Source organism: Nocardiopsis alba, assembly GCF_000710955.1.
Classification (GTDB): Bacteria; Actinomycetota; Actinomycetes; order Streptosporangiales; family Streptosporangiaceae; genus Nocardiopsis; species Nocardiopsis alba.
Genome location: NZ_BAZE01000004.1, coordinates 320,855 through 343,350 on the forward strand (window position 1 = coordinate 320,855; position 22,496 = coordinate 343,350).

At 69.5% G+C, this 22,496-nt stretch carries 18 protein-coding genes; 7 read left to right on the forward strand and 11 right to left on the reverse strand.

All coding sequences use genetic code 11. The annotated features are described in order from the left end of the window. Window positions 1-60 precede the first annotated feature (60 nt). The 3 genes from TR33_RS10185 to TR33_RS10195 all read right to left on the reverse strand — a co-directional run bounded on the left by TR33_RS10185 (window position 61) and on the right by TR33_RS10195 (window position 4,535). A complete protein-coding gene (locus TR33_RS10185; protein ID WP_042282865.1) occupies window positions 61-1,137 on the reverse strand; it encodes a hypothetical protein in 1,077 nt (358 codons plus the stop codon). 108 nt (window positions 1,138-1,245) lie between these two features. Beyond that, entirely contained in the window at window positions 1,246-3,702 is a 2,457-nt protein-coding gene (locus TR33_RS10190) for an ATP-binding protein (protein ID WP_014909395.1), read from the reverse strand. A gap of 173 nt (window positions 3,703-3,875) precedes the next feature. Continuing rightward, window positions 3,876-4,535 carry an HNH endonuclease family protein gene (locus tag TR33_RS10195; protein WP_014912833.1) on the reverse strand — a complete coding sequence of 220 codons (660 nt, stop codon included), beginning with the start codon at window positions 4,533-4,535 and terminating at the stop codon, window positions 3,876-3,878. 523 nt (window positions 4,536-5,058) lie between these two features. Here TR33_RS10195 and thpD point away from each other — a divergent pair. Continuing rightward, a complete protein-coding gene (gene thpD / locus TR33_RS10200; RefSeq protein WP_234305816.1) occupies window positions 5,059-5,964 on the forward strand; it encodes an ectoine hydroxylase in 906 nt (301 codons plus the stop codon). Between the two features lie 225 nt (window positions 5,965-6,189). Here the strand turns inward: thpD and TR33_RS10205 are convergent, their stop codons facing one another. The 3 genes from TR33_RS10205 to TR33_RS10215 form a co-directional block, all read right to left on the reverse strand. Then, window positions 6,190-10,176, reverse strand: a complete 3,987-nt coding sequence (locus TR33_RS10205; protein WP_042282867.1) for a conjugal transfer protein — start codon at window positions 10,174-10,176, stop codon at window positions 6,190-6,192. 19 nt (window positions 10,177-10,195) lie between these two features. Further along, complete coding sequence (locus TR33_RS10210) at window positions 10,196-10,525, reverse strand: hypothetical protein (RefSeq protein ID WP_014910103.1); 330 nt, start codon at window positions 10,523-10,525, stop codon at window positions 10,196-10,198. Between the two features lie 72 nt (window positions 10,526-10,597). Then, window positions 10,598-11,566 (reverse strand): conjugal transfer protein, encoded by a 969-nt coding sequence (locus TR33_RS10215; RefSeq protein WP_042282869.1) that lies wholly within the window; start codon window positions 11,564-11,566, stop codon window positions 10,598-10,600. 480 nt (window positions 11,567-12,046) lie between these two features. Between TR33_RS10215 and TR33_RS10220 the strand changes: the two genes are divergently transcribed. Continuing rightward, complete coding sequence (locus TR33_RS10220) at window positions 12,047-12,736, forward strand: lysoplasmalogenase (protein WP_042282871.1); 690 nt, start codon at window positions 12,047-12,049, stop codon at window positions 12,734-12,736. A 62-nt stretch (window positions 12,737-12,798) separates the two neighbouring features. Here the strand turns inward: TR33_RS10220 and TR33_RS10225 are convergent, their stop codons facing one another. Beyond that, window positions 12,799-13,194, reverse strand: coding sequence for a RidA family protein (locus tag TR33_RS10225; protein WP_014911631.1), 396 nt, complete (start codon window positions 13,192-13,194; stop codon window positions 12,799-12,801). A gap of 81 nt (window positions 13,195-13,275) precedes the next feature. Between TR33_RS10225 and TR33_RS10230 the strand changes: the two genes are divergently transcribed. From TR33_RS10230 to TR33_RS10245, 4 genes are all read left to right on the forward strand, one after another. After that, window positions 13,276-13,650: a winged helix-turn-helix transcriptional regulator gene (locus tag TR33_RS10230; RefSeq protein WP_042282873.1), complete on the forward strand. Its 375-nt coding sequence runs from the start codon at window positions 13,276-13,278 to the stop codon at window positions 13,648-13,650. Window positions 13,651-13,940: 290 nt separating this feature from the next. Next, the gene (locus tag TR33_RS10235; protein ID WP_017535814.1) at window positions 13,941-14,789 is read left to right on the forward strand and encodes a DUF8832 domain-containing protein; all 849 of its coding nucleotides are present in this window, start codon (window positions 13,941-13,943) and stop codon (window positions 14,787-14,789) included. A 32-nt stretch (window positions 14,790-14,821) separates the two neighbouring features. Further along, window positions 14,822-15,352, forward strand: a complete 531-nt coding sequence (locus TR33_RS10240; RefSeq protein ID WP_017535815.1) for a carboxymuconolactone decarboxylase family protein — start codon at window positions 14,822-14,824, stop codon at window positions 15,350-15,352. A gap of 80 nt (window positions 15,353-15,432) precedes the next feature. Next, complete coding sequence (locus TR33_RS10245; protein ID WP_042282876.1) at window positions 15,433-16,710, forward strand: MFS transporter; 1,278 nt, start codon at window positions 15,433-15,435, stop codon at window positions 16,708-16,710. A gap of 92 nt (window positions 16,711-16,802) precedes the next feature. Here TR33_RS10245 and TR33_RS10250 read toward each other — a convergent pair whose 3' ends face one another. Beyond that, the gene (locus tag TR33_RS10250; RefSeq protein ID WP_017535817.1) at window positions 16,803-17,309 is read right to left on the reverse strand and encodes a DUF6506 family protein; all 507 of its coding nucleotides are present in this window, start codon (window positions 17,307-17,309) and stop codon (window positions 16,803-16,805) included. 360 nt (window positions 17,310-17,669) lie between these two features. On the opposite strand from TR33_RS10250, the gene TR33_RS10255 reads away from it, so the two are divergent. Further along, window positions 17,670-18,743, forward strand: coding sequence for a hypothetical protein (locus tag TR33_RS10255; RefSeq protein ID WP_017535818.1), 1,074 nt, complete (start codon window positions 17,670-17,672; stop codon window positions 18,741-18,743). Between the two features lie 99 nt (window positions 18,744-18,842). Here TR33_RS10255 and TR33_RS10260 read toward each other — a convergent pair whose 3' ends face one another. The 3 genes from TR33_RS10260 to ychF all read right to left on the reverse strand — a co-directional run bounded on the left by TR33_RS10260 (window position 18,843) and on the right by ychF (window position 22,336). After that, on the reverse strand, window positions 18,843-20,231 hold the full coding sequence (locus TR33_RS10260) for a trimethylamine monooxygenase (protein ID WP_084570237.1): 1,389 nt from the start codon (window positions 20,229-20,231) through the stop codon (window positions 18,843-18,845). 406 nt (window positions 20,232-20,637) lie between these two features. Continuing rightward, entirely contained in the window at window positions 20,638-21,081 is a 444-nt protein-coding gene (locus TR33_RS10265; RefSeq protein ID WP_017535820.1) for a hypothetical protein, read from the reverse strand. A gap of 169 nt (window positions 21,082-21,250) precedes the next feature. Next, window positions 21,251-22,336 carry a redox-regulated ATPase YchF gene (ychF, locus tag TR33_RS10270; protein ID WP_042282880.1) on the reverse strand — a complete coding sequence of 362 codons (1,086 nt, stop codon included), beginning with the start codon at window positions 22,334-22,336 and terminating at the stop codon, window positions 21,251-21,253. Window positions 22,337-22,496: the final 160 nt, after the last annotated feature.

A 22,496-nucleotide genomic window follows, 5' to 3' on the forward strand; every position in this document is an offset into this window, starting at 1 on the left:
CCGCGCCCTCCGCTCCCGCCCGTGGGAGACCATCGACGCCGCCCGAGCCCGGAGGAAAGGTCACACCACGGCGGGCTCGACCCGGTCGAGCCCCGTGGCCGCGGCGTGAACCCGGGCCACGCTCTCGTCACGGATCCGTCTGGCCGCTTCGGCCGTGTCCGACAGCTCGACGACCTCCGACGATTCGGCCCGGAGCAGCGACGCCTCCGCCCGCAGCTCCGCGTATTCGGTGAGCGCCCCCACGGCCTCCTCGCACTGTTCCCACTCCAGATGAGCGGCGACCGCCTCCTCCACCAGCCGCCCATAGGCGACGATCCGCGCGACCCGGGCCCGGATATGGCCCTCGATGGCGTCCAGATGCTCGCGTTGAGGGCGCAACGCCTCTCTGACCCGCTCCGAGGTGGCCCGTTGCCATCGCAGAAGGTGGTCGCGGCGCAGCTCTCTCCGACGGGCGAGGAGGGAGGCGATCCGCCATTCCTGGTCGCGCAGGACCACCAGGCCGCGGGCGGTGTCCAGGGGGTCCTCTCCGCCGAACTCCGCCCGGGCATCGGCCACGAGGTCGAGGGTCCGCTGGACCTCGACCAGCGCGTCGTGGTCGACCGGGTCGATGTCCTCGGGGAACAGGACCCGGCCTCGAAGGTCGATCGTGCCCCGTCTCCCCTCCTCGCCGACGAGGACGTCCACGGAGACCGTCCCGACCAGGAGCGCGAGGAGCGCCGCGGGGGCCGCGACCAGGAGCTCCGGGTCCACCGACCCGAACAGCCACAGGGGCGTGATCGCCAAGGCCCCGAGACCGGCCAGGCCACAGATCCATCGGGCCCCGCGTGTCAGATCGGGGTGAAGGATCGGGGTGAGGGCGTACGCGGCCAGAAGGAGCACGATCCCCGGGCGGCCCCCGGCCACGACCAGGACGGTGGTCAGGATGCCCACCAGCCAGGACATGCGCTCCCATGCCTCGCGCAGACGTCGAAGCCGGTCGTGGACCTCCCCCGTTCGGGCGGGGTCGTCGTCCTCGGCTGTGGTCCCGCGGTGGAAGCGGTGCGGTGCGATGGCCGCCGCCCGGAGCAGGTCCTCGCGGACGTCCTCGGGCAGGGCTGGGTCGACGACGGTACGCGGCCGGATGACGTCCTCACTCATGGGGATCCCTTGTGAGTGGTGGGGGTCTGTCGGACGGTGTCCCGAACGCCGAGGCGCGTTCGGGACACGAAGGTCGGTACCCCTCTAGATCCCCATCAGCTGCGCGCGCTACTCCCCACGGCCGTTAGTGGACACCATCTCGGCGGGCCGCTCCCGGGTGGGGTTGGTGTCCAGCCAGCGCAGCAGAGATTCGGAGACCAGGTCGACGCCGATCCTGCCGGTGCGGCCGTCCAGGTCCCGGAAGAGGCATTCGCCGTTGCCGAGGTTGCGCAGGACCGCCATGTGGTCCTCGTTCGGTTCCACGCCGAGCAGGTCCATCACGCTGCCCACCTCGTGCGCCTCGCTGGAGCGGAAGGCGAACACCGAGGACAGACAGTTGGTGACCTGCTCGTTGAGCATGTCACCCGCGTTCTGGGAGACGAGGATGAGCGCGGTGTTGCGGGAACGGCCCATGCGGGAGACCTCGGGGACGAGCTTGGCCCCCTCGGGCGTGGAGGTGACCGCCCAGGCCTCATCGAGGAAGATCGCCTTGGGCAGGCGACGGTCCAGACCGTTCATGAGGCGGCGGGCGAACTGGGAGACCAGGTAGAGCAGGGCCACGGACAGGCGCTGTTCGTAGGAGTAGTCGTCGCGGTCGACCCCGGAATCGGGCAGGGTGAGCCCGCCGAGGGTGAAGACGGTGGTCCATCCCTCGGTATCGATGCGTGCCTCGCCCTGGGGGTCGAAGCACAGGGAGGCCAGACGCATCTCCGCCATCGATCCGAGCACCGCGCCGAGGTTGCGCGAGGCGGCGTCGTCGGAGGCGGTGAGGTGGTCGACGACCTTGGCCAGGGAGGGCCGGGGTTGGTTGGCGACGGTGGCCACGGCCTGGATCATCGCGGACTCGCGCTCCTCGCTCATGCGGGGCAGGAGCAGACGCAGGGTCTCGGTGGCCATGGTCTTCTTGGCCGCCAGGTCGTCGCCGAACGCGAAGGGGTCCAGTAGTCCGGGCTGGGCCGAGCCCAGCGACATCACGCGCGCCTTGCGGCCCCGGTGCTTGAGCAGTTCGACGAGGGACTCGGCGTCGCCCTTGGGGTCGATGGCGGCGACGGTGACCCCGCGCAGGGCGAGCTGATAGATCATCAGCAGCGCCAGGGTCGTCTTGCCGCCGCCGGGCTCACCGGTGATGGCGATGGCGGTGGGGCGGTTGCGCGCGGCGGCCACCATGGGGTCGAAGTGGACGATGGAGCGCGCCCGTCCGACGGTCTCACCGACGTAGGGGCCCACCCAGCCACCGCCCTGCCGGTCGGTGCGGTCGCCGACCTCGACGGTGGCGGTGGGCATGCCGCCCGCGATGGTGCGCAGCGGCTGACGTTGCGCGTAGGCGTTGAGCCGGATCTTGTCGCCGGGCAGCGACTCGTTGAACAGGGAGAGCTGGTCGCCGGTCGAGTTGATGACGTCGATGCCGATGTCGCGGTAGTGCTCCATGACCGCCTCGACCTGCTGGACGAGGAGGCGTTCGGTGGGCGCGGAGACCATGAGCCGGTGCCAGCCGTAGACGAACGGCAGGCGTTCCTTGGTGATGCCGTGTTCCAGCATGCGGGCGGCGTCGATCTGCTCGGCGAGGGCGATGGGCGCCTCCACTCCGGCCTCGCGGATGTGGGCGTCCATGTCCCGCGCGTGCGCGAGTTTGCGCCCCACGTCCTTGGAGGCCTTCGCGGGCGGGATGAGCTTCATGCGCAGGGAGAGCTCGACCGGGAAGGGCAGCGCGTCGGCGTGGTGCAGCCACGGTTCCCCGTCGGGGAAGGGCATCAGGTCGGGGAATCGGGCGAAGGAGAGGAAGGAGACGTGGGTGGAGCCGGAGGGTTGTTCGAGTCTGAGCATGGAACGCCCGTTGTGGACCACACCGTCGACGAGCGCCTCGATCTCTCCCCGCCCCCAGGTGCGGCGGCCGGCGGCCGAGGGGCGGATCTCCTCGGAGGTGCCGGTGACGGAGTGTCGGACGAGCCAGGCGATCTCATCGGAGGTGGCGTGGCGGGCGTGCAGGGAGCTGGCGGCCAGGGCCCTGCCCAGACGTTCGGACTGGTCGGTCCAGCGGGCGAGCTCCTTGTCGTCGACCGCGTCGTCGTTGATGCCGAGGACCTGTTCGGTGCGCTGGTAGGCGCCGAAGATCTGGGAGAACAGACCGAGGCCGCCACCGGCGTTGCGCATGCCCAGCCGCACCCCGAGGTAGACCTCCTTGGTCCAGAAGTCCTTGGCCCATACGTGCCGGTACATCTCGTCGAGGTAGTCGTACCAGCCGGGGCCGGAGTCGGCGGTGGCGTCCAGTTCGGTGGCCCACTGGGCGGCCGGATAGGTGCGGTGGGCGACCCTCAGGTGCACCTCGGCGTCGTTCATCCGGATGGCGGCGAGGGCGATCGTGATGTTGGTGGCGAGCGCCTGCCGTTCCTCGGGCGTGGTGAACTCGTAGGAGACGGTGGGCAGTCGGAAGTAGGCCCAGGCCTCGGTGTCGCTGAAGAGCACACGGTCGTCGAAGTAGCGGACCGCGAGGCGGGTCGCCCCACGGGTCCCCCTGGTGCCGGTCATCTCGTGTCGCCTTGCCCTTCTGGTCGCGTCGCGGCTGAGCGTGCCAGTCCATAGTGGAGCATGCGGCCCGAGGCGCAGAAGCAAACGGGGTTACGGCACGCCGGAAACCCGATCGTGGTGGGTCCGGGTGGGCACGCGACATCCGGACGCGCGCCCACCCGTCCCCTCCCTCGTCAGCAGGCGGTGTCGAGGGTGCCGTTCAGGGAGGATTTCTCCGTGGAGGTGATGGTGAGGTCGTAGCGGTGCTTCACGTCGATCCAGGACTTCACGTAGTCACAGTGGACGGAGGTGTTGGTCGGCATCCATTCCGAGGGGTCCTTGTCCCCCTTGGCGCCGTTGCTGGACGGGGTGGCCAGCCACAGCTGGGAGGACTCCACGTCGTTGGCGAAGTCGGCGCGTTCGGAGGTGGACCAGTCGGCGGCCCCGGTTTTCCAGGCCTCGCTCAACGGGACCAGGTGGTCGACGCTGATGTCGCCGGGAACGTCCTCGACCCACTCGTCGTCGAAGGCGCTCCACCAGCTTCCGGAGGTGGGCTGGCACCTGGAGTCGGTGACCACGTCGTGGCCGTCACGCTGGAGCACCACCTGTCGAGCGGTGCAGGGGCTCTCCACCACGTTCCAGTGGGGGAAGAGGCTTCGGTCGTAACCGTCCTGGGGGCCCTTGGGGGCGACGGTGAGGGAGTCCAGCTGGGTCCTGGCCTCGGACTCCGAGGGGATGTTCGGGGGCAGGGTGTGGTCGGCGGCGGCGGGGGCGGACCATCCGATGACCACGGCCATCGCGGCGGCCGAGACCGCGGCGATGCCGCGCGAGAGCGCACGGGGGAGGGTGGACACGTTATCTCTCCTCTTGAGCGGGTCGAGGAAAAGTGGACGCACCTACTGTGCGGTAATCGAGCCCTCGACACCAGACCCCGTCAGGAGAATTCCGCGTGAAATACACGGAGCGGGTGGGGCTGGAGCGCAAAACGGGAGCTCGTCGGTTTGAACCATGCAGCACACCAGATTCGTGTGAAACAGGTCACACAGAAACCGGGGGGTCGGACGTCTCGGGGGAAGGGCGGACGGTGACAACCGGACGACCTGGGATGATGACCCCGGGTCAGCGGATTCGTCACCCTGGGCGATTCGACGCAGGTAAGCCCTGGGGCGACCTCACCAACCTCGTGCAAACCCGAGAACAACGGTCCTTGGATTTACGTTTTCCGCCCATATAGTATGTCAGTAATACCCCGAGACCCCTCCGGTAAACAAACGGGCGATCGAGCCTCGAATATGCCCTCCCGTCGGATTTGTTAGGTTCACCTGTCGTAGGAAAGAACCCGATTCGAGAGGAGCGACCCTCAACGAGGGGAACGGCATGACTCTGCAAATGGATCTTCCGACCGCGGACGAGTACCCGACCCGTAAGGCCCCGGAGCCCGCGCTGCTCTACCGCCAGGACCCCACGGTCTGGAGCGGTGACGCGAAGGGCCCCTTCACCGCCGAGGAACTGAGCGACTATGGTCGCCGCGGCTACACACAGGTCGCGTCGATGGTCGACGCTCAGGAGGTCGAGCGGTACCGGGCCGAACTCAAACGCCTCAGTGACGACCGCGCGCTCCGCAAGGACGAGCGGGTCGTCGTGGAACCCACCTCCGACGAGGTCCGTTCCGTCTTCGAGGTGCACAAGATCAGCGAGGTCTTCTCCGACCTCGTCAACGATCCCCGACTGGTCGACCGTGCCCGTCAGATCCTCGGATCCGACGTGTACGTGCACCAGAGTCGGGTGAACTACAAGCCCGGTTTCGGCGGAGGCTCGTTCTACTGGCACTCCGACTTCGAGACCTGGCACGCCGAGGACGGCATGCCGCGCATGCGCGCGGTCAGCTTCTCGGTGGCCCTGACCGACAACTACACCCACAACGGCGCTCTGATGATCATGCCGGGCTCGCACAAGACGTTCGTCTCGTGCGTCGGCGAGACTCCGGAGGACCACTACCGGTCCTCGCTCAAGAGCCAACACGTGGGCACCCCGGACCAGGCGTCGCTGGCCCTGCTGGCCGAACGGCACGGCATCGACGTCCTCACCGGTTCGGCCGGCGACGTGACCGTCTTCGACTCCAACTGCATGCACGGATCCGGGGGCAACATCACGCCCTTCCCGCGATCCAACGTGTTCATCGTGTACAACAGCGTGGAGAACGCCTGCGACAAACCCTTCAGCGCGAGCTCGGCTCGCCCCGGGTTCCTCGCGTCCTCCGACACCACTCCGGCCGGTCGTTAGCATCCGGCCACAGGCACTCGTAGGGCCCCGGACGCGCGAACGTGGGAGAGACGTCCCGCGCGTACCGAAGCGGCCGCCCGGCCCCGGCACGGACACCACGGGTTCGACGCCTCGAACGGGCCGGCCACGAACGCCTCGGGGCGTGTGAGAGCTCCACACGCCCCTTCCGAGAACCACCGAGGGCCCGCCCCGATCCGGGGCGGGCCCTCGGGCCGTGTACCGACCTCAGTGCCGAGGCGTCGAGATCAGCGAGTTGACCAGGACCCCGCCCAGGGCCCCATGGGCCCTCTTGGTCGCGGGGCGCAACGCGCCCACGTCGATCTTCGTGTACGAGGACCCCAGGTGGTCGTCCCACGGAATGCGCACGATCGCGCGGCAGCGGCCTCGGGCCACCCGCTCGGCGGCGTCGACGTCCCGCAGGCTGCGCTTGCTCACCCCGTTGACCACGAGCACCGAGTTGGCGCGGAGCGCGGAGTATCCGTTACCGTCCAACCACTCGAAGGTCATGGACACGGCGCGCTCGGCGTCGGCGCTGGCCGGCGCGACCAGCACCAGGCCGTCCGCGACCGGCAGGGCCCGCGCCACACCGGTGGCGGCCGGGTCCAGCAGCGTCAGACCGTAGAAACCGCCGAGCAGTTCGGCGAGCTGACCGTAGTCGCGGTCGTCCAGGGTCTGGACGTAGGGATCGTCGAGGGTCTGGACGACCTCCAGCCCGGTCACGGCGCGCCCCGCGTAGGAACGCATCCGCTCGTACTCGTCGATCCCGTCGGCGTTGGCCAGCAGGGCCGTGAGCGTCTCCGGAGCCTGGGCCCCGACCCGCCGGGACAGTCCGTTGGGGCCCGGGTTGACGTCGACCGCGACCACCCTGTCGTCGCGGTGCGCCGCGAGGGTGTGGCCGAGCATCAGCGCGGTCACCGACTGTCCGGCGCCACCGGTGCATCCGAGGACCACCAGGGCCCGGGGTCGGTCGAGGGGTGCGCGGAGCCGTTCGATGTCGCCCTCGGGCAGGTCCGAGCGCATCGGCGCCGCGCCGCCGGTGACGACCCTCGCCAACCGGCGCCATCCCCGGGTGGCCCCGGAGTCGCCCGCGGCCTCGGCGGCGGGTTCGGCCGGTTCGGGGTCGACCCGGCGCGCGGTGCCGCCTCCGGGGGTGTCCCCCAGGCCATCGTGTTCTCCGGTGCCGTGGTCGAGCTCCAGCTCCTGGGAGGGGGACTCCTCCCGATCGGCCGTCTCCTCGCGCGCCTCCCTCGTCTCCTGTGCGGTGCGGGGCGCGGGCGGCTCGGGCTCCTCTCCGGGCACGGTCTGTCCGAAGAGTCGGCCGATCCTGCGGGCGTTCTGGGCGACCTTGTGGAAGACCCCGTCGTGGGGATCGTGCGGGCCGAAGGACTCCCGGTCCTCCGAGGTGTCCGAGGGGTCGGGCTCCGTGCGCCGGCCGTCCTCCTCGACGGTCTCCTTCGTGATCCCCGGTTCGGAGGCGATGGCCGGCTCGGCGGCTCCGTCGGCCCGACGGCGGGCGCGCAGGGCGGCCTCCTCGGCCTCGGCCAGTTCGTCCTCGGTCGGGCGGAGGGCGGCGGCCGCGTTCTCCTTCGAACGGAGACCTTCGACCTTCCGAGGCCTCTCGGGGGCGGGTCGTTCGACGCGCTCCCGGTTCGTTCCCTCGACCGCGGCGCTGCGCTCCGTGGAGTCGGCCGCGTCCACGGTCCCGGTCGCGCCGGCCCGGACCCGGGGTTCCGGTTCCCGTCGCACCTCCACGAAGCTGACCAGCTCACCCGTACCGTGATCCAGCTGGGTCGCGGGCTTGGCCGTCTCCTCGCCCCCCTTCGTCGGTGTCCCGGTGGAAGGGGCGGTCCGCGGTTCCACGTCCGTCCGGGGTTCGGGGTCCTTCTCCAGGACCGTCTCCGGCTCCGGGGCGGGTTCGGGCGCCTCGGTGGCGACGGCCTCGACGGCCTCGGGGGCCGGTTCGGGCTTCGGGGCGGGGACGGGGGCGTCCGTCCTCTCCGGTCGACCGTTCTCCCCTTCGGTCCCCCGCTCTCTCGTCTCCGGTTCCGGAGCGGGCTCGGGTTTCGGCTCGGGCTCCCGTCGCACCTCCACGAAGCTGACCAGCTCACCCGTACCGTGATCCAGCTGGGTCGCGGGCTTGGTCTCCTCCTCGGGGTCCTCCGTCCGAGGCTCGTCGGCGGACGCCTCCCGCTCGCCGCTCTCCTCCCGCAGTTCCTCCGCCGGGATGACGGGGTTGTCGCGGTCTCCGACCTTCGGCTGGTCGGGGTGACGGCGCTTGCCGTCGTCGAACCACTCCGCGTCGTCGGTCGGTTCGTTCTCCCGCTCGTGCGCGGGAACGACGTCGGCGAACTTGGGGCGGGGCGGCGCCGGGGTGTCGGCCTGGATCAGGTGGCGATCGAGCACGGACATGTGCTCGTCCCACTCGGAGTCGTGTCCGGTCCGCCCCTCACCCTCCGGTTCCCGTCCCGTTCCGCTCCTGTCGGCGGTCTCGGTCCGGGCCTCGCCGAGGCCGTCGGTGGCGTGCGAGGCCTGCGGTCCGGCCGCGGTCCGGCCGATCCGTCCGGCTTCCGCGGGGGTAGGCTCCTCCCGCTCCGGGGTGGTGGACGCCGGTGGAAGCCATGGAGCCGGGGAGACGTCGCGGGCCGCTGAGGGCCTGCCCGTGGCCTCGGCGTAGCGCGCGGCGTAGTCGGACAGGTCGGGGTAGCCGCCCGCTTCGGAAGAGGAGTCGCTCGACGCGCCCTCCCGATCGGCGCCGTCCGGGTCGAGGGACCAGGGGGCGGCGTGCGGCCGCCCCTTCGGCCCGGCGGGCCCGTCCACGGGGTCGGTGTCCTCGGTGGCGGGCAGGGCCGTACCCCGCGCGCGTATCGGGGGTTCGGCGGGACGGACCCGTTCGCGGACCGGTTCCCGTTCGACCGTGTCGGCCACCCGTGTGTCGTCGGTGACGTCGACCGGACCGGTCTCGCGCTCCCGGCGGTCGGCCAGGTCCTTGGCGACCCGGATGCCCTGGGCGCGTCCGCGCAGACGACGGGCGGCGGTCGACTCCGAACGGCTCTCGGTCGGCTCGGGCGCGGCCATGATCTCTTCGGCGCGACGCCGGTCCTCGGAACGCTCGGCGGCCGATCGGACCGCCGAGGCGAGTTCATCGGTGCTCATGGCGCCGGTGTCGGATTCGGCGTAGGCGCTCTTGGAGGACAGACCGATCGGTGTCTCACCGGAGGAGGCGCGCAGTCGGGCGAGCCACTCGTCGCGGTCGCGTCGTTCGTCCTCCTCGGTGGCGTGGACGGGCTCGTCGAAGACATCTCCCTCGATGTTCGAGCCCTCCCCACCGACACGATCCCGAGCGTCGTCCTCGGGTTTCTCCCGGGCCTCGCCGTCACCACCGCCACCGGTGTTCAGGGCGAAGCCGAAGTAGTTGAGTACGCGGCGGCCGACCCCGGGACGGGCGCCGTCGTCGCTTTCGCGGGCCTCTACGGCGGCCATCGCGGCGTGGGTGTCCCCGAGGCCCTCCGTGGTCTCCCGCGTACCCTCAGTGTCCTCCTTGGCCGGCGCTCCGGCGGTGACCGGAACCCGCGTGTCGGGGGCCTCGACCGTCTTCTCCGGTTCGGTGAGCCGGTCGCCGGGGTCGGGGAGCGGCTCGACCTCCCTCGCGGCGGGCTCGGGGGCGGCCACCCCGCGCAGCGGCGGCGCCGCCTCCCCGACGGCGCGCGGATCGCGTTCGACCTCGCTCGGGGCGGTGGATTCGATGGAGGCCTCTTCGGAGACCTCGATCTCCTCCGTCTCGGCGGCCTCTTGGTCGCGGCGTGCGCCCCGGGGCAGGGGAAGCGGCCCGGCGGCGGGGTCGCGGTGCCACACACGCACCGCCACACGCACCTCCGAGGGCTCGTACTCCGGGGCGAGCCTGGTGTACACGCGCGCCTCGGTGAGGAAACGCGCCTGTGAGATGAGCAGCTCCGTGAGGCGCTTGCCCTCGATCACCGGCCGGGTCGCCAGCACGGTGATCACCCCCGGTGGCACGACCCACAGCACCAGGTGCCAGCCGTTGCCGAACTCGAAGGGGGCGTTGACGATGCTCAGCAGCACCACCCAGAGCGCGAAGACCCCCAGCGCGACACCGAAGGTGCCGACCGGGAGCGGCATGGGCAGCCGGAAATCGTAGAGCTTGTAGAGCCTCTTCTCGATACGCCAGATGTTGGTGTACGTGGGCAGATCCACGGTCTCCGGCCTCCCTCGCCTATTCCGTCGGTACGCCCATCGCTCGGGCGAGCGCCACCGCGATGACCTCGATGATGCCGGGGACGTAGAAGACGATCCCGATGAAGATCGCCAGGATCAGGAACTGCGCGAACCGTGTGATCTCCCTGGTGAACAGGAAGAAGATCGCGACGATGGACACGATGACGAGGAAGAGCGGCCCGAAGAAGCCTCGCAGGAAGTCCGCGAGTCCACCGGTGTCGGGGGCGTTCTCCGTCGTTCCCGGGGTGGCGTCGGCCGCCAGGTGGAGGAGGTCCGTGCCACCGATGGCCGTCATGGCGTCGGCGGTCGAGGACAACAGGGGGAGCATGTCAGGCGCCTCCCTCCGGTGTCGTTTCTGGTGTGCGCATGGTTCTTCTCGTCTCCTTGCCTACAGGCCTCGTCACCCGCCGAACGAGTGCGGGGCTCCCTGGATGTCACGCACGTACCACTCACTGCCCGAGTCGACGACCGTGACCAGGTAGTTCTGCTGCACCATCTGTCCCGCGTTCCCGCCGTCTCCGGCCGCGTCGCCGGAGGGGAGGGACCAGAGCACGGTGGCGGCCACCTGTCGTACGTCATCATCCCCGGTCGAGGACTGGGATGGCACCGCGATATCGGACAGTTCGTGAAATTCCAGGGTGTTCGCCGGAAGTGGGGTGATCGAGACCCCCGGTTCCACGTAGCGGTCCAGGTGTCCGGCCTCCTCCGCGTAGACCTCGAAGAAGCCTGAGAGGGTGTCCCTCAACTGTTCGGCGGCCTGGGAGTCGGTGTCGTAGGAGACGCCCTCCGGCAGGCTCGCCTGCGCCGGGGCGGCGAGCAGCGCGGGAGGACCGGAGAGCACCAGGGCGTCGCCATCGCTGTAGACGGGCACCTGGAGGCTCATGGGTTCGCCGTTGACGTCGGCTCGGACCACGACGAGGGCGTTGTGGTCGTCGAGGACGTCGACGGCGACGACGGTGAGGTTCTCCCCGGTGAGACCGTCGGCCGGCACGTTGAGGGAGCCGACCTCGCCCTCGGGCACGAAGGAGACCAGCGCCGACTGCCGGGCCTCGAGGTCGGAGGTGTCGAGGTAGGTGTCGGCGAAACGCAGCGCGAACGCGGCCGCGGGGGCTTCGGGGAACGCGGGGGCCTCGGTCGTCTCGGTGTCGGCGGACGAGGAGGAGGGGAGGGAGAAACCATTGCGGATGGGGAACCAGATGCCGTTGAAGATGACGACGATGATGAACGCCCAGAGGAGGACGCGCCCCACGCCGACCCACCAGCGCCCGCCCGCGCCCGCTTTGGGCCTGCGGGGACGCGGAGCGTCGAGATCGTGGTCGTCGTCGGCCCGGTCACGCACCGCGGTGTCGCGCCGCGACGTCTTGACCATCCCCGCCTCCTGCACATAGTGACGCGCCGGCGCTTTCGCCGGCGCCCGTACATCATCGCGCCGTCACCGACGCTTCCGCCATGCCTTGTCTACCCCATCCCTATAGTGAGGCATTGTGAGGGTTGGGAGTGGCCAGGGCGAGTCGGTGTTTCACCACCAAGGCCACATTGCACCACCGAAGGAAGCACACAAAAAGGTCAGAGCATGGCAATACACCACCGAACCTGCTCTAGTGATGTGCGCTTCAGTGCATTTCCGACCAGACCGTAAAGGGATTAGTCACCTTCTGGAGAGCCAGATCTGTCCCCACCGGCCGGAAAACCACCGTCCGGATGTCACCAAGGGCCCTTCCGGAACACCGACCTCCCTCGACCCGACCGGGCGGGATACGGAGAACCCGGGCGACCCCACGCCTCCATGGCACGTCCGATCGGACGAACGCCCAGGCCAGAACGGGGGACCGCTGTCTATGATGTCCGGATGATCCCTGATCGGCCCCTTCCCCGGGCACTGCTCGCGCTGTTCGCCCTCATCTGCCTCGTCCACCTGTGGATCCAGGTGTTCGGCCCCGAGAGCTGGTCACGTCCCACCCAGGTCGCCCTCATGCCCGCCCTGGCCCTCGTCCTGGTCGCCGCCGCCGGTCGCCCGCTCGGCCGCCTGCTCGGACTCACGGTGGTCGCCCTGGTCTTCTCCTGGCTCGGAGACACCGCCCCGGGCCTCGCCTCCGGCGACACCGCGTTCCTGTTGATGGTGGGTTTCTTCCTCATCGCGCAGGTCGTGTACGTGGTGGCCTTCTGGAGGTACCGGGCCGAGAGCGTCCTGTACCGACGGCGTCTCCTCCTCGTCCCCTACGTGGGTTACGTGGCGGCGCTCGTCTGGATCTGCGCGCCGAACACCGGCCCCCTGCTCGTCCCTGTGCTGCTCTACGGACTGCTCTTGGGCCTGATGGCGATCCTGTCCACCGGGCTGGGACCGTGGGTGGCCGCCGGCGGGGCCCTCTTCCTGATCTCGGACTCGCTGATCGCCCTGAACGCCTTCGCCCCCGGCCTGGACCTGCCCCAGCGCGACCTCCTGGTGATGAGCACCTACATCGCCGCCCAGACGCTCATCGTCCTGGGGCTGCTCCGGCTCGAACGCGCCCCGGAGCCCCGGGTCACATCGAACGTCTGAGCGTGCTCGCCCGGCCCACCTCCCCTCCGGCCGTTCCGGGCCCGGAGGGGAGGTGGGCCGGGTCACTCCAGGACGGCGGTGGCCTCCACTTCGACGAGGATCTCGGGACGGTACAGGCCCTCGACCCCGATGAGCGAGGCGGGCGGCAGCGGGCGGGGCAGCCCGATCTCCTCGGCGACGCGTTCGATGCCCGCCATGAGCTCCTCGACCCTCTCGTCGTTCCGGTTCGTGACGTAGAACGTGAGGCGCACGACGTCGGAGAAGCCGGCGCCCGCGCCCGCCAGTCCGGTCGCGGTCTCCCGCAGGGCCGAGGCGACCTGCCCGGCGAAGTCCTCGCGCTCTCCCTCGCGCGCGACCTGACCGGCCACGTGCACGTGACGGGTCCCGGTCGCGACGGCGACGTGGTGGTAGGGCGTCTCCCCCATCATGCCTTCGGGGGTGAACAGTGCCACGGCCATGTGCTTCTCCTTCTCGCTTCGATGTCCAGGTATACGATTGATACCTGCTATCCAAAGGACACTTCAACGAGACCAGGTACCGTGCGCGAAACCTCCTCCACCCCTCCCGAACACGTCGAGATCGCCAGGCCCCATCGCGAGCTGCTCGACCAGGTCCTCGACAAATGGTCGCTCCAGGTACTGAACGAGCTCTGCGAACGCCCCTCGCGCTTCAACGAACTGCGCCGTGCGATCCCCGAGGTGACCCAGAAGTCCCTGACCGCGACCCTCCGCCGCCTGGAGCGCAACGGGATCGTCGAGCGCACCGTGACGAGCACACGGCCGGTGGCGGTCGAGTACGACATCACCCCGCTCGGCAAAACGCTCCGAGAGCCGATCGACGCGCTCCTCGACTGGGCCCACGAGAACATGGCGGACATCGAACGGGCGCGCGCCCGGTTCGACGAGGAGGGGTGAACCCGCCCTCCGTCCCGCCCGGGTGACCGGCGGATCCACCGGAGCGGGTACCCCCCACCCCTATCCGACGGAAACCCCGCCGAGACACCCGCACCCCGAGCGCCACCCCACCGCAGGACGACCCTTCACTCGCGCCGACCCGCGCGTTTCCGACCACTCCCACCGCCGCCACCCCGGATCCCCGACAGCGGGGATCACCTCTTGCAAATATACCCCCCAGGGGTATATGTTCATGGGCATCGCCCCGAGAACGGGACGGCACCGACAGGACCAGAGCATCGGGAGTCACCATGCGGAACCACACCGGCCACGACACGACCGCCCACACGCACCACGCCGACCACGGCGACCACTCGACCCACGCCGCCCCCGGCGGCCTCTCCGTCTCGGAGAACGGCCACACCCTCGAGTTCGACTCCACGATTTTCGACGCCGGCACCCGGACGGTCACCTTCCGGGTGATCGGCCCCGACGGGCGGCCGGTGACCGAGTACGTCCCCGAGCACGAGAAGGAACTGCACCTCATCGCCGTCCGCCGCGACACCTCCGGGTTCCAGCATGTGCACCCGGTGATGGACGAGAAGGGCACCTGGAGCGTCGAGGTCGCCCTGGAACCCGGCGACTGGAGATTCTTCGCCGACGTCCACCCCGCCGGTCACGACGGGACCATGACCCTGGGGATCGACGTCTCCGTCGCCGGACACTACGAGCCTCGTCCGCTCCCCGCGATCGATCGGGTCGCCCGGATCGGCGACCACACCGTCACCCTCGACGGCGAACTCGTCGCAGGGCAGGCCCGCGAGCTGACGCTCACCGTCGCCCGCGACGGTGAACCCGTCACCGACCTCCAGCCCTACCTCGCCGCCTATGGACACCTGGTGGCGCTGCGCGTCGGCGACCTGGGCTACCTCCACGTCCACCCCGAAGGCGCCCCCGGCGACGGCGTCACCGCGCCGGGCCCGGAGATCACCTTCATGGCGGTCGCCCCGTCCGACGGCGTCTACCGCCTCTACCTGGACTTCCTGCACGACGGGGTCGTCCGCACCACCGAGTTCACGGTCCGGACCACCGCGACCGTTCCCGGGCCGGACGCCGCGCACTCCCACGAGGGGCACCACGACGCCCACGCCCACCACTGAGCCGACGTCCCGACATCCGAAGGGCCACGATCATGACCCGCCTGAACCGACTCACACCCGAGACGGCGGTCGGCGCCTCACGCGACCTCCTGACCGACCTGGTCTCCCGTCATGGCCGCGTCGGAGACATGGTCTCCACCATGGCGCACTCGCCGGCCGTTCTCGGCGGCTACCTCCAGCTCGGCCGCGCCATGCGACGGGCCCGGCTCGACCGCCGGATCTCCGAACGGATCTCGATCGCCGTCCAGACCCACCAGGGCTGCGCCCTCTGCCTCGACGCCCACATCGACGCCGCCCGCTCCCTGGGGCTGGACGAGGAAGAGATCGAGCGCGCCCGGGCCGGCACCTCGGCCGACCCCGCGATCGCCGCGATCATCGCCCTCGCCCTCCAGGTCCACCGCGAACCGTCCTCCATCACCGACGAACGGATCGTCGAGTTGAGGGAGCACGGCTACAGCGACCGGGAGATCGCCGACGTCGTCGGTGTCGTCTCCCTGAACGTCCTCACCGGCGCCTTCAACCTGCTCGCCGGCCTCTCACCGGCCACCACCGACGGTGTGTAGCCGTACTCCGGCCCCGTGTCGAGGGGCGCGGCCCCGCCCGCGAGACCGCGCCCCTCCACGTCGGCCTGGAAGGAAACGTCATGCGTCTGTTCACCATTCGCGACTATCGCTACCTGTTCAGCGCCCAGGTGATCGCCCTGTTCGGCACCGGGCTGACGACGGTCGCCCTCGGACTGCTCGCCTACGAGCTCGCCGGCCCGCGCGCCGGTGCCGTCCTCGGCACCGCACTGACCATCAAGATGGTCATGTACGTGGTCATCGCGCCCTTCGCGGCCGCGTACGCCGACCGGCTCCCCAGAAGAGGGTTCCTGGTCCTCCTCGATCTCCTGCGCGCCGGGGTGGTCCTGGCGTTGCCGTTCGTCACCGAGATCTGGCACATCTACGTTCTGATCGCCCTGCTGCAGGCCTCGTCGGCGGCGTTCACCCCGACGTTCCAGGCGGTCATCCCCGACATCGTCACCGACAAGGCCGCCTACACGCGGGCCCTGTCCGCCTCGCAGGTCGCCTACACCATGGAGAGTCTGCTCAGCCCGGTCCTGGCCGCGGTCGCCCTGCTCTTCATGGGCTTCGACCTGCTGTTCGTCGGCACCTCCGTCGGGTTCGCCGTCTCCGCTCTGCTCGTCCTGGCGACCCGCATCCCGAACGCCCGCCCCAGCGCCCACAGCGGGGTCCGGGAGAAGCTGGTCGCGGGGATCGGGACCTTCGTCCGAACCCCGAGGCTGCGCGGCGTCATGGCGCTCAACATGGTGGTCGCGGCGGCCGGTTCGATCGTCGTCGTCAACACCGTCAACCACGTACGTGACCGGCTCGGCGGTTCCCAGTCGGACGTCGCCTGGATGTTGGCCGTCTCCGGTCTCGGAACGCTGCTGGCCGCCCTCGTCCTGCCCCGCCTCCTCGACCGGATCGCCGAACGCACCGTCATGGTGACCGGCGCCGGGGTCCTCGTGGCCGGAACACTCGGCGCCCTGGTCCTCGTCGCCGTACCCGCGGCCGGATGGGCCGGCACCGCGATCGTCTGGGGCGTGATCGGCGTCGGGACGGCCCTGGTCGTCACCCCGACCGGCAAGGTCCTGCGGGCGTCCGTCCCGCCGAACCGGATACCCGAGGTCTTCGCCGCCCAGTTCTCTCTGTCGCACCTGGCCTGGCTGGTCACCTACCCCGTCGCCGGCCGGCTCGGAACCGCGGTCGGGCTCGCCCCCGCCTGGACCGTCCTCGCCGCCCTGGCCGTCACCGGAGCCGTCGGAGCGCTCCTGCTGTGGCCGCGCCACGACGCGGACGTGCCCGTGGAAGAGGTGGAGCCCGCCGAGTCCGTGTCTCCGTCGGGGACCGTCGGCCGAAGGTACGGACCCGCGGCCTGACGGTACGGAGAACACCTAAGACGAGAGGGGCGGACCGCGATGAGCGGACCGCCCCTCCGAACCGTCTCCGGACCGGTGCCGGAACGGACGGGTCAGTCGATGAAGCCGACCGGCAGGGCACCGTCCACGGCGTCGCGAACGTCGGCGGCCGCCGAGGCGCCGAGGCCCCCGTAGAGCTCCACGATCCCCACTCCGTGCTCCCGGGCCTCCCTGACCCGTTCGATCAGTGCCTCCCGGTCGGCGACCCCGGCGACCACGACCCCCTCGTGCCGGGCCAGGGGTGTGGAGACCGTCGACCCGTACAGGAACAGCGCTCCCCCGGCCTCCCCGGCCTCGAAGGAGGCCTTGTAGGCGGCCACCTGTTCGAGTGATTCGAATCCGTACCGGTTCACCCTCACCTCCACACCGCCACCGATCACCTCGATGACCCGCGCGGCGTCGTCGACGCCGACACCGCCGCAGAGCTCGACACGATCGGCGTCGCGTGCGGCGTTCGCCGCCCTCTTCACCAGGTCGGCGAGTTCGACCCCCTCGATGATCACGTCACCGTCGTCGACGATGACACCCGGCTCTCCTTCGAACAGAACATGTGTCGTCATGTCCGACCGAACATCCCCGGTGCCGGCGGGATTCCTCGGAGATCCGGTGCGGGAATAACCTTCGGCCCCTCACCGGACCGTCCCACGGGATCGATGGCCACAATCGGCCGCCACCGCGCGGACTCGTTCCGGCTCGGACGCTTATCCGCACGCTATGATCGCGACGACGGGTGAGGATGAACCCCTGATTCCCCATGCCTTCGGCCTCGAATACGCACGATGAGCCGACCGCCTCCCCTCTCATGAATCAGCGGAACCGGACACCCCATGTCGACAGGGTGAAACACACACGCCGTGCCACCTGTCGAGACATACCCCCGTTTCAGCACGGAAAGGAAGCGCGCCCGAGCGCGCCCCCGCATGAAGACCAGTAAGAGGATTCTCGCCCCCATAAGCCTGATCTCCGTCGCGGGGATCGTTCTGACCGGATGTTCCTCCGGCCCGGACGGTGTATACGATTTCACCCGGTCCGAATATCTCGAACCCGCCCCCTCGGTCGGAATCGACATCCCCGACGGGCTTCGTGAGGCCGCCGGGGCCGACGCCGAGGGACTGCTGGTCTCCTCCGCCATCGCCGGCTCCCGCGAACTGGAGGGATCGCAGTACTGCGCCATCGACATCGGGATCTCCTACACCGACGACAAGGCCTTCGAAACGCTCACGGCGCCCGTTTACGGCGAGGACGAGGCGGCCGCGGAGGTTCGAGAGGACATTCGATATCTGTCGAGTGCCGTAGCGCCGGAGGCGACCGAGGACCTCGACACGATCAAGGAGGACTTCCTCGAGAACACCCGGGAAGGGCTGCAGTACGAGATCGACTCCTCGCGCGATGAGGACGTCCGTGAGATGAGCATCGAGGAATACCTCGAGAGCGAGGAATACGACAGCCGAGTGGAGGAGTACTCCCTCGACGGGGTGGACTTCCCCCGTTCCGTCGAAGAGTTGGCGGCCACGGCCGTCTGGGCCCATTACCACTCGTGGATGGAATACGCCGGTCTCGATCTGCCGGACCCCGTCCCGGAGGCCCCGGCCACCACCGAAGCGGCCCTCCAAGAGGCCGTCGCGGGATTCGAGGAGTATCGAGCCGAAAAGGTGGAGGAATCCGCCCAGGTGCCCGAATGGGAGAACCTCGCCGGACCGCTCGGCTTCGATTCGCCGTATTCGATGGAGGACTTCGACGAGGCCGACCTCGAGGAGGGTTCCTACTTCTCCGATGACCTGGAGACCGTGACCGTGGTGAGCGACTGCGCCAAGTCCTCCACCGACGAGGACTCCCTCATCCCCTTCCACTTCCCCATCGAGACCGAGGACGGGATCGATACCTTCGCCTCCGTCGATCTCACCGTGATGAGGAACGGCGACGTCTCCGTCGCCGACAGTGAGGTGGACGGCTACGTGGTCGACGCCAACGGCGACTGGATCACGGCGGGTTGAGGCCACGCGGTCCGCGGGTGAACCCGTCGAGGGGACCGTGGAGAGGGCGGGCCGGGGCGACCCCGGCCCGCCCTCTCCATGCTCACGGGCTCCGGTGGGCTAGACGGCCGCGCTCGGGGCGTTCCGCGGGCTCTCCCCGGGCTTCTCGGAGAGGTAGCGCTCGAGCGAGTCGTCGAGCTCCTGGATCCACGGGGTGTGGTGCTCGGCCGAGAGGGTCCCCGTCATCACCGAGCGGTACACGCGGTCGCGGTAGCCCATGATGTCGGCCTTCTTGTCCCGCTTCCAGGCGAGGAAGATCTCCACGACCCGGTCGAGGTCGAATTCGGGGTAGTCGGTCTGCTCCAGCAGGTCGCGCACGTAGTCGGCCTGGAAACGGATCTCGTCGGCGTCCGAGGCGATCTTCTCGAAGCGGGCCCGCCATTCGGCGATGGACGCCGCGCGCTCCCGCTCGTCGGGCAGGTCGGCGCGGCCCATGATGAGGTCGCGCACGTACCAGGCCTGCGTGTCGAACATGTTGAAGGTGAACCACTGGTCCTGCGCGCCCAGGTAGGCCAGGCGCGGGTTGCGCTGCCACACGACGCCGCGGTACAGCCCCTCGGGGTAGACGTTGTTCGGCGAGGACAGCGCGAGATCGCCGGGGAGGAACGGGTACTTGTGGAGGTACCCGGTGCACAGGATGACGGCGTCGACGCGCTTCGAGGTGCCGTCGACGAAGTGGACCGTGTCGCGCTCGAAGCGTTCGACGAGGGGGCGTTCCTCGAAGCCCTCGGGCCAGTCATAGCCCATCGGCGCGGAGCGGTAGCTCGCCGTCACCGAGCGCGCGCCCATCTTGTACGCCTGGCTGCCGATGTCCTCGGCCGAGTAGCTCGAACCGATGACGAGCACGTCGCGGTCCTTGAGCGCCTCCGCGCCGCGGAAGTCGTGCGCGTGCGTCACCTGCCCCTCGAAGGTCTCGATACCGGGAAGGTCGGGGACGTTGGGGAAGGAGAAGTGGCCGGTGGCCACGACCACCCGACCGAACTCCTCGGTCGTCGTCTCTCCGGTGGGTAGGTCTTCGACCGTGAGCGTGAAGATCTCTCGCGCGGCGTCGTACTCGACCCAGCGCACGATGGTCCGGAACCTGATGAACTCGCGCACGTCGGCCTTCTTCAGGCGGCCCGCGATGTAGTCCCACAGCACCGGGCGCGGCGGGTAGGAGGAGATCGGTCGGGCGAAGTGCTCGTCGAAGGAGTAGTCCGCGAACTCCAGCGCCTCCTTCGGGCCGTTCGACCACAGGTTGCGGTACATGCTGGAGTGCACGGGCTCTCCGAACTCGTCGAGCCCGGTGCGCCAGGTGTAGTTCCACTGGCCGCCCCAGTCCGCCTGCTTCTCGAAGCAGACGATCTCGGGGATCTCCGCCCCCGCGCGGGCCGCGGCCTCGAAGGCCCGCAACTGTGCCATGCCCGAGGGGCCGGCACCGATGATCGCTACTCGTTCTCCGTTCGCCACTTACGGGTCCTCCATATTCGTCATGTATCGAATGCGTCCACCATCGAGACGGCACAGGGCCCGTACGGTCACCGCGAGCGGAACGGCTCGATCGGTCCGGAGAGGCGAACGTCCTTCGACGGTGGGCGGGGGAGACGGCCGAGGCGCACCTCGGCGACGACGGAGCGTCGGCCCTACCGTTGTTCTGGGGCGGTCCGGGGCGAGTCGGGGGTCGACGCCTCCGGGGACCGCACGGTCTCTTCACGGACCTGTGGTCGAGACAGTGGTGACTTTAGAGTACAAAAGCCCAAAAAACGCCACGAAGCCGGGCATGGGTTCATCGGATGTATCCCGATGCGGCAGGAGGGGACGCGAAGCGTGACCATGGGCGGCCTTCTCACGGATCACGGAAGGCGCGCGCCACCGCTCACTCCTCGAACCGCCACTTGAGCAGCAGGTTCCCGGGACGTGGAGGGTGGACCGGCCCGGACTCGCCCCCCAGGCGGACACCGTCGAGGTTGTAGCCTCGGCGCACCACGTCATCGTGGACCTCGGCCAGGAAGACCCGCGGGCCCGGCTCCCGAAAGGCGTACACCTGCCACCGGCTTCCGGGGACGAACCTGTCGATCCAGGAATCGTGGACGAGATCCGCGAGCCCCGCCGTGTGCCGCTCCCCCGCCGGGTCGACGTACTCCACCATGACGATCTCGGTCTCGTCGGAGGTGTGGATCGACGTCACCGTCCCCGTCCTCGGACTCCGGTCCAGAGCGGGCAGAGGGGCGAAGGTGACCCGGGTCAGGCCGATGAGGGTGGTCGCCGTCGCCACGAGGACGACTCCGAGCAGGACGCAGAGAACGACCTCCCAGCCCATCGCCCCGCCTCTCTTCGAACACCCCGGTTCGGGTGGGCGACAGCCTCCCACGCCCCCGATCCCCGTTCAAGCCCCGGACGCGCCCCATAGGCACGACCCCTGACACGACGACGGGAGGGTGGGGAACGCGCCCACGCGCGCTCCCCACCCTCCCGTGGCGAAGAAGAGGTCAGACGTTGAAGCGGAACTCCACCACGTCGCCGTCGGCCATCACGTACTCCTTGCCCTCCATGCGGACCTTGCCCGCGGCACGGGCGGCCTGCATGTCACCGGCCTCGACGAGGTCGTCGAAGGAGACGACCTCGGCCTTGATGAAGCCGCGCTCGAAGTCGGTGTGGATGACACCGGCCGCCTCCGGGGCGGTGGCGCCCTGCTTGATCGTCCAGGCCCGGGCCTCCTTGGGGCCCGCGGTCAGGTAGGTCTGCAAGCCGAGGGTGGCGAAGCCGACCCGCGCCAGCTGGGCCAGACCGGACTCGCTCTGACCGAGCGACTCCAGCAGCTCCTGGGCCTCGTCGTCCTCCAGCTCGGCCAGCTCCGCCTCGATCTTGGCGTCGAGGAAGATCGCCTCGGCCGGGGCGACCAGGTCCTGGAGCTTGGTGCGCAGGGCCTCGTCGGCGAGCTCGTCGCTGTCGAGGTTGAAGACGTAGATGAACGGCTTGACGGTGAGCAGGCTCAGCTCGCGCAGCCGGGCCACGTCCACGCCCTCGGCCTGGGAGAGCGAGGTGCCCTCGTTGAGAACCTCCTGCGCGGCCCTGGCCGCGGCGAGGAGCTCCTGGGCGTCCTTGTCCTTGGCGTTGCGCTTGGCGTCCTTCTCCAGGCGCGGAACGGCCTTCTCCAGGGTCTGGAGGTCGGCGAGGATCAGCTCGGTGTTGATCGTCTCAATGTCCCGGGAGGGCTCGACGTCGCCGTCGACGTGGGTGACGTCGGCGTCCTCGAAGGCCCGGATCACCTGGCAGATGGCGTCGCTCTCGCGGATGTTGGCGAGGAACTTGTTCCCCAGCCCCTCACCCGTGGAGGCGCCGCGCACGATGCCCGCGATGTCGACGAAGTCGACCGTCGCCGGAAGGATCTTCGCGGAGCCGAAGATCTCGGCCAGCTTCCCGAGCCGGGCATCGGGCACACCCACGACTCCGACATTGGGCTCGATGGTCGCGAACGGGTAGTTCGCGGCCAGAGCGTCGTTCTTGGTCAGCGCGTTGAAGAGGGTGGACTTGCCAACGTTGGGCAGGCCGACGATCCCGATAGACAGACTCACAAGCCCAGAGTCTATGCGGCCCGAGAGGGTGGGCGAGTCCTCGGCGACCGAAAGGCGGATCCTGCCATCGGGCCCGTTTCCCCAGGTCGATCCCTGAAACACGGTGCGTGAACACCATTACACAGAGTAGGTTCGACCAGTGACGCCGGTCACCCCGGGC

Coding starts and splice junctions, on each gene's coding strand:
- TR33_RS10185 (WP_042282865.1), bottom strand. CDS start 1,137: ATGAGTGAGGACGTCATCCGGCCGCGTACCGTCGTCGACCCAGCCCTG.
- TR33_RS10190 (WP_014909395.1), bottom strand. CDS start 3,702: ATGACCGGCACCAGGGGGACCCGTGGGGCGACCCGCCTCGCGGTCCGC.
- thpD (WP_234305816.1), top strand. CDS start 5,059: ATGACTCTGCAAATGGATCTTCCGACCGCGGACGAGTACCCGACCCGT.
- TR33_RS10210 (WP_014910103.1), bottom strand. CDS start 10,525: ATGCTCCCCCTGTTGTCCTCGACCGCCGACGCCATGACGGCCATCGGT.
- TR33_RS10215 (WP_042282869.1), bottom strand. CDS start 11,566: ATGGTCAAGACGTCGCGGCGCGACACCGCGGTGCGTGACCGGGCCGAC.
- TR33_RS10220 (WP_042282871.1), top strand. CDS start 12,047: ATGATCCCTGATCGGCCCCTTCCCCGGGCACTGCTCGCGCTGTTCGCC.
- TR33_RS10225 (WP_014911631.1), bottom strand. CDS start 13,194: ATGGCCGTGGCACTGTTCACCCCCGAAGGCATGATGGGGGAGACGCCC.
- TR33_RS10235 (WP_017535814.1), top strand. CDS start 13,941: ATGCGGAACCACACCGGCCACGACACGACCGCCCACACGCACCACGCC.
- TR33_RS10240 (WP_017535815.1), top strand. CDS start 14,822: ATGACCCGCCTGAACCGACTCACACCCGAGACGGCGGTCGGCGCCTCA.
- TR33_RS10245 (WP_042282876.1), top strand. CDS start 15,433: ATGCGTCTGTTCACCATTCGCGACTATCGCTACCTGTTCAGCGCCCAG.
- TR33_RS10250 (WP_017535817.1), bottom strand. CDS start 17,309: ATGACGACACATGTTCTGTTCGAAGGAGAGCCGGGTGTCATCGTCGAC.
- TR33_RS10255 (WP_017535818.1), top strand. CDS start 17,670: ATGAAGACCAGTAAGAGGATTCTCGCCCCCATAAGCCTGATCTCCGTC.
- TR33_RS10265 (WP_017535820.1), bottom strand. CDS start 21,081: ATGGGCTGGGAGGTCGTTCTCTGCGTCCTGCTCGGAGTCGTCCTCGTG.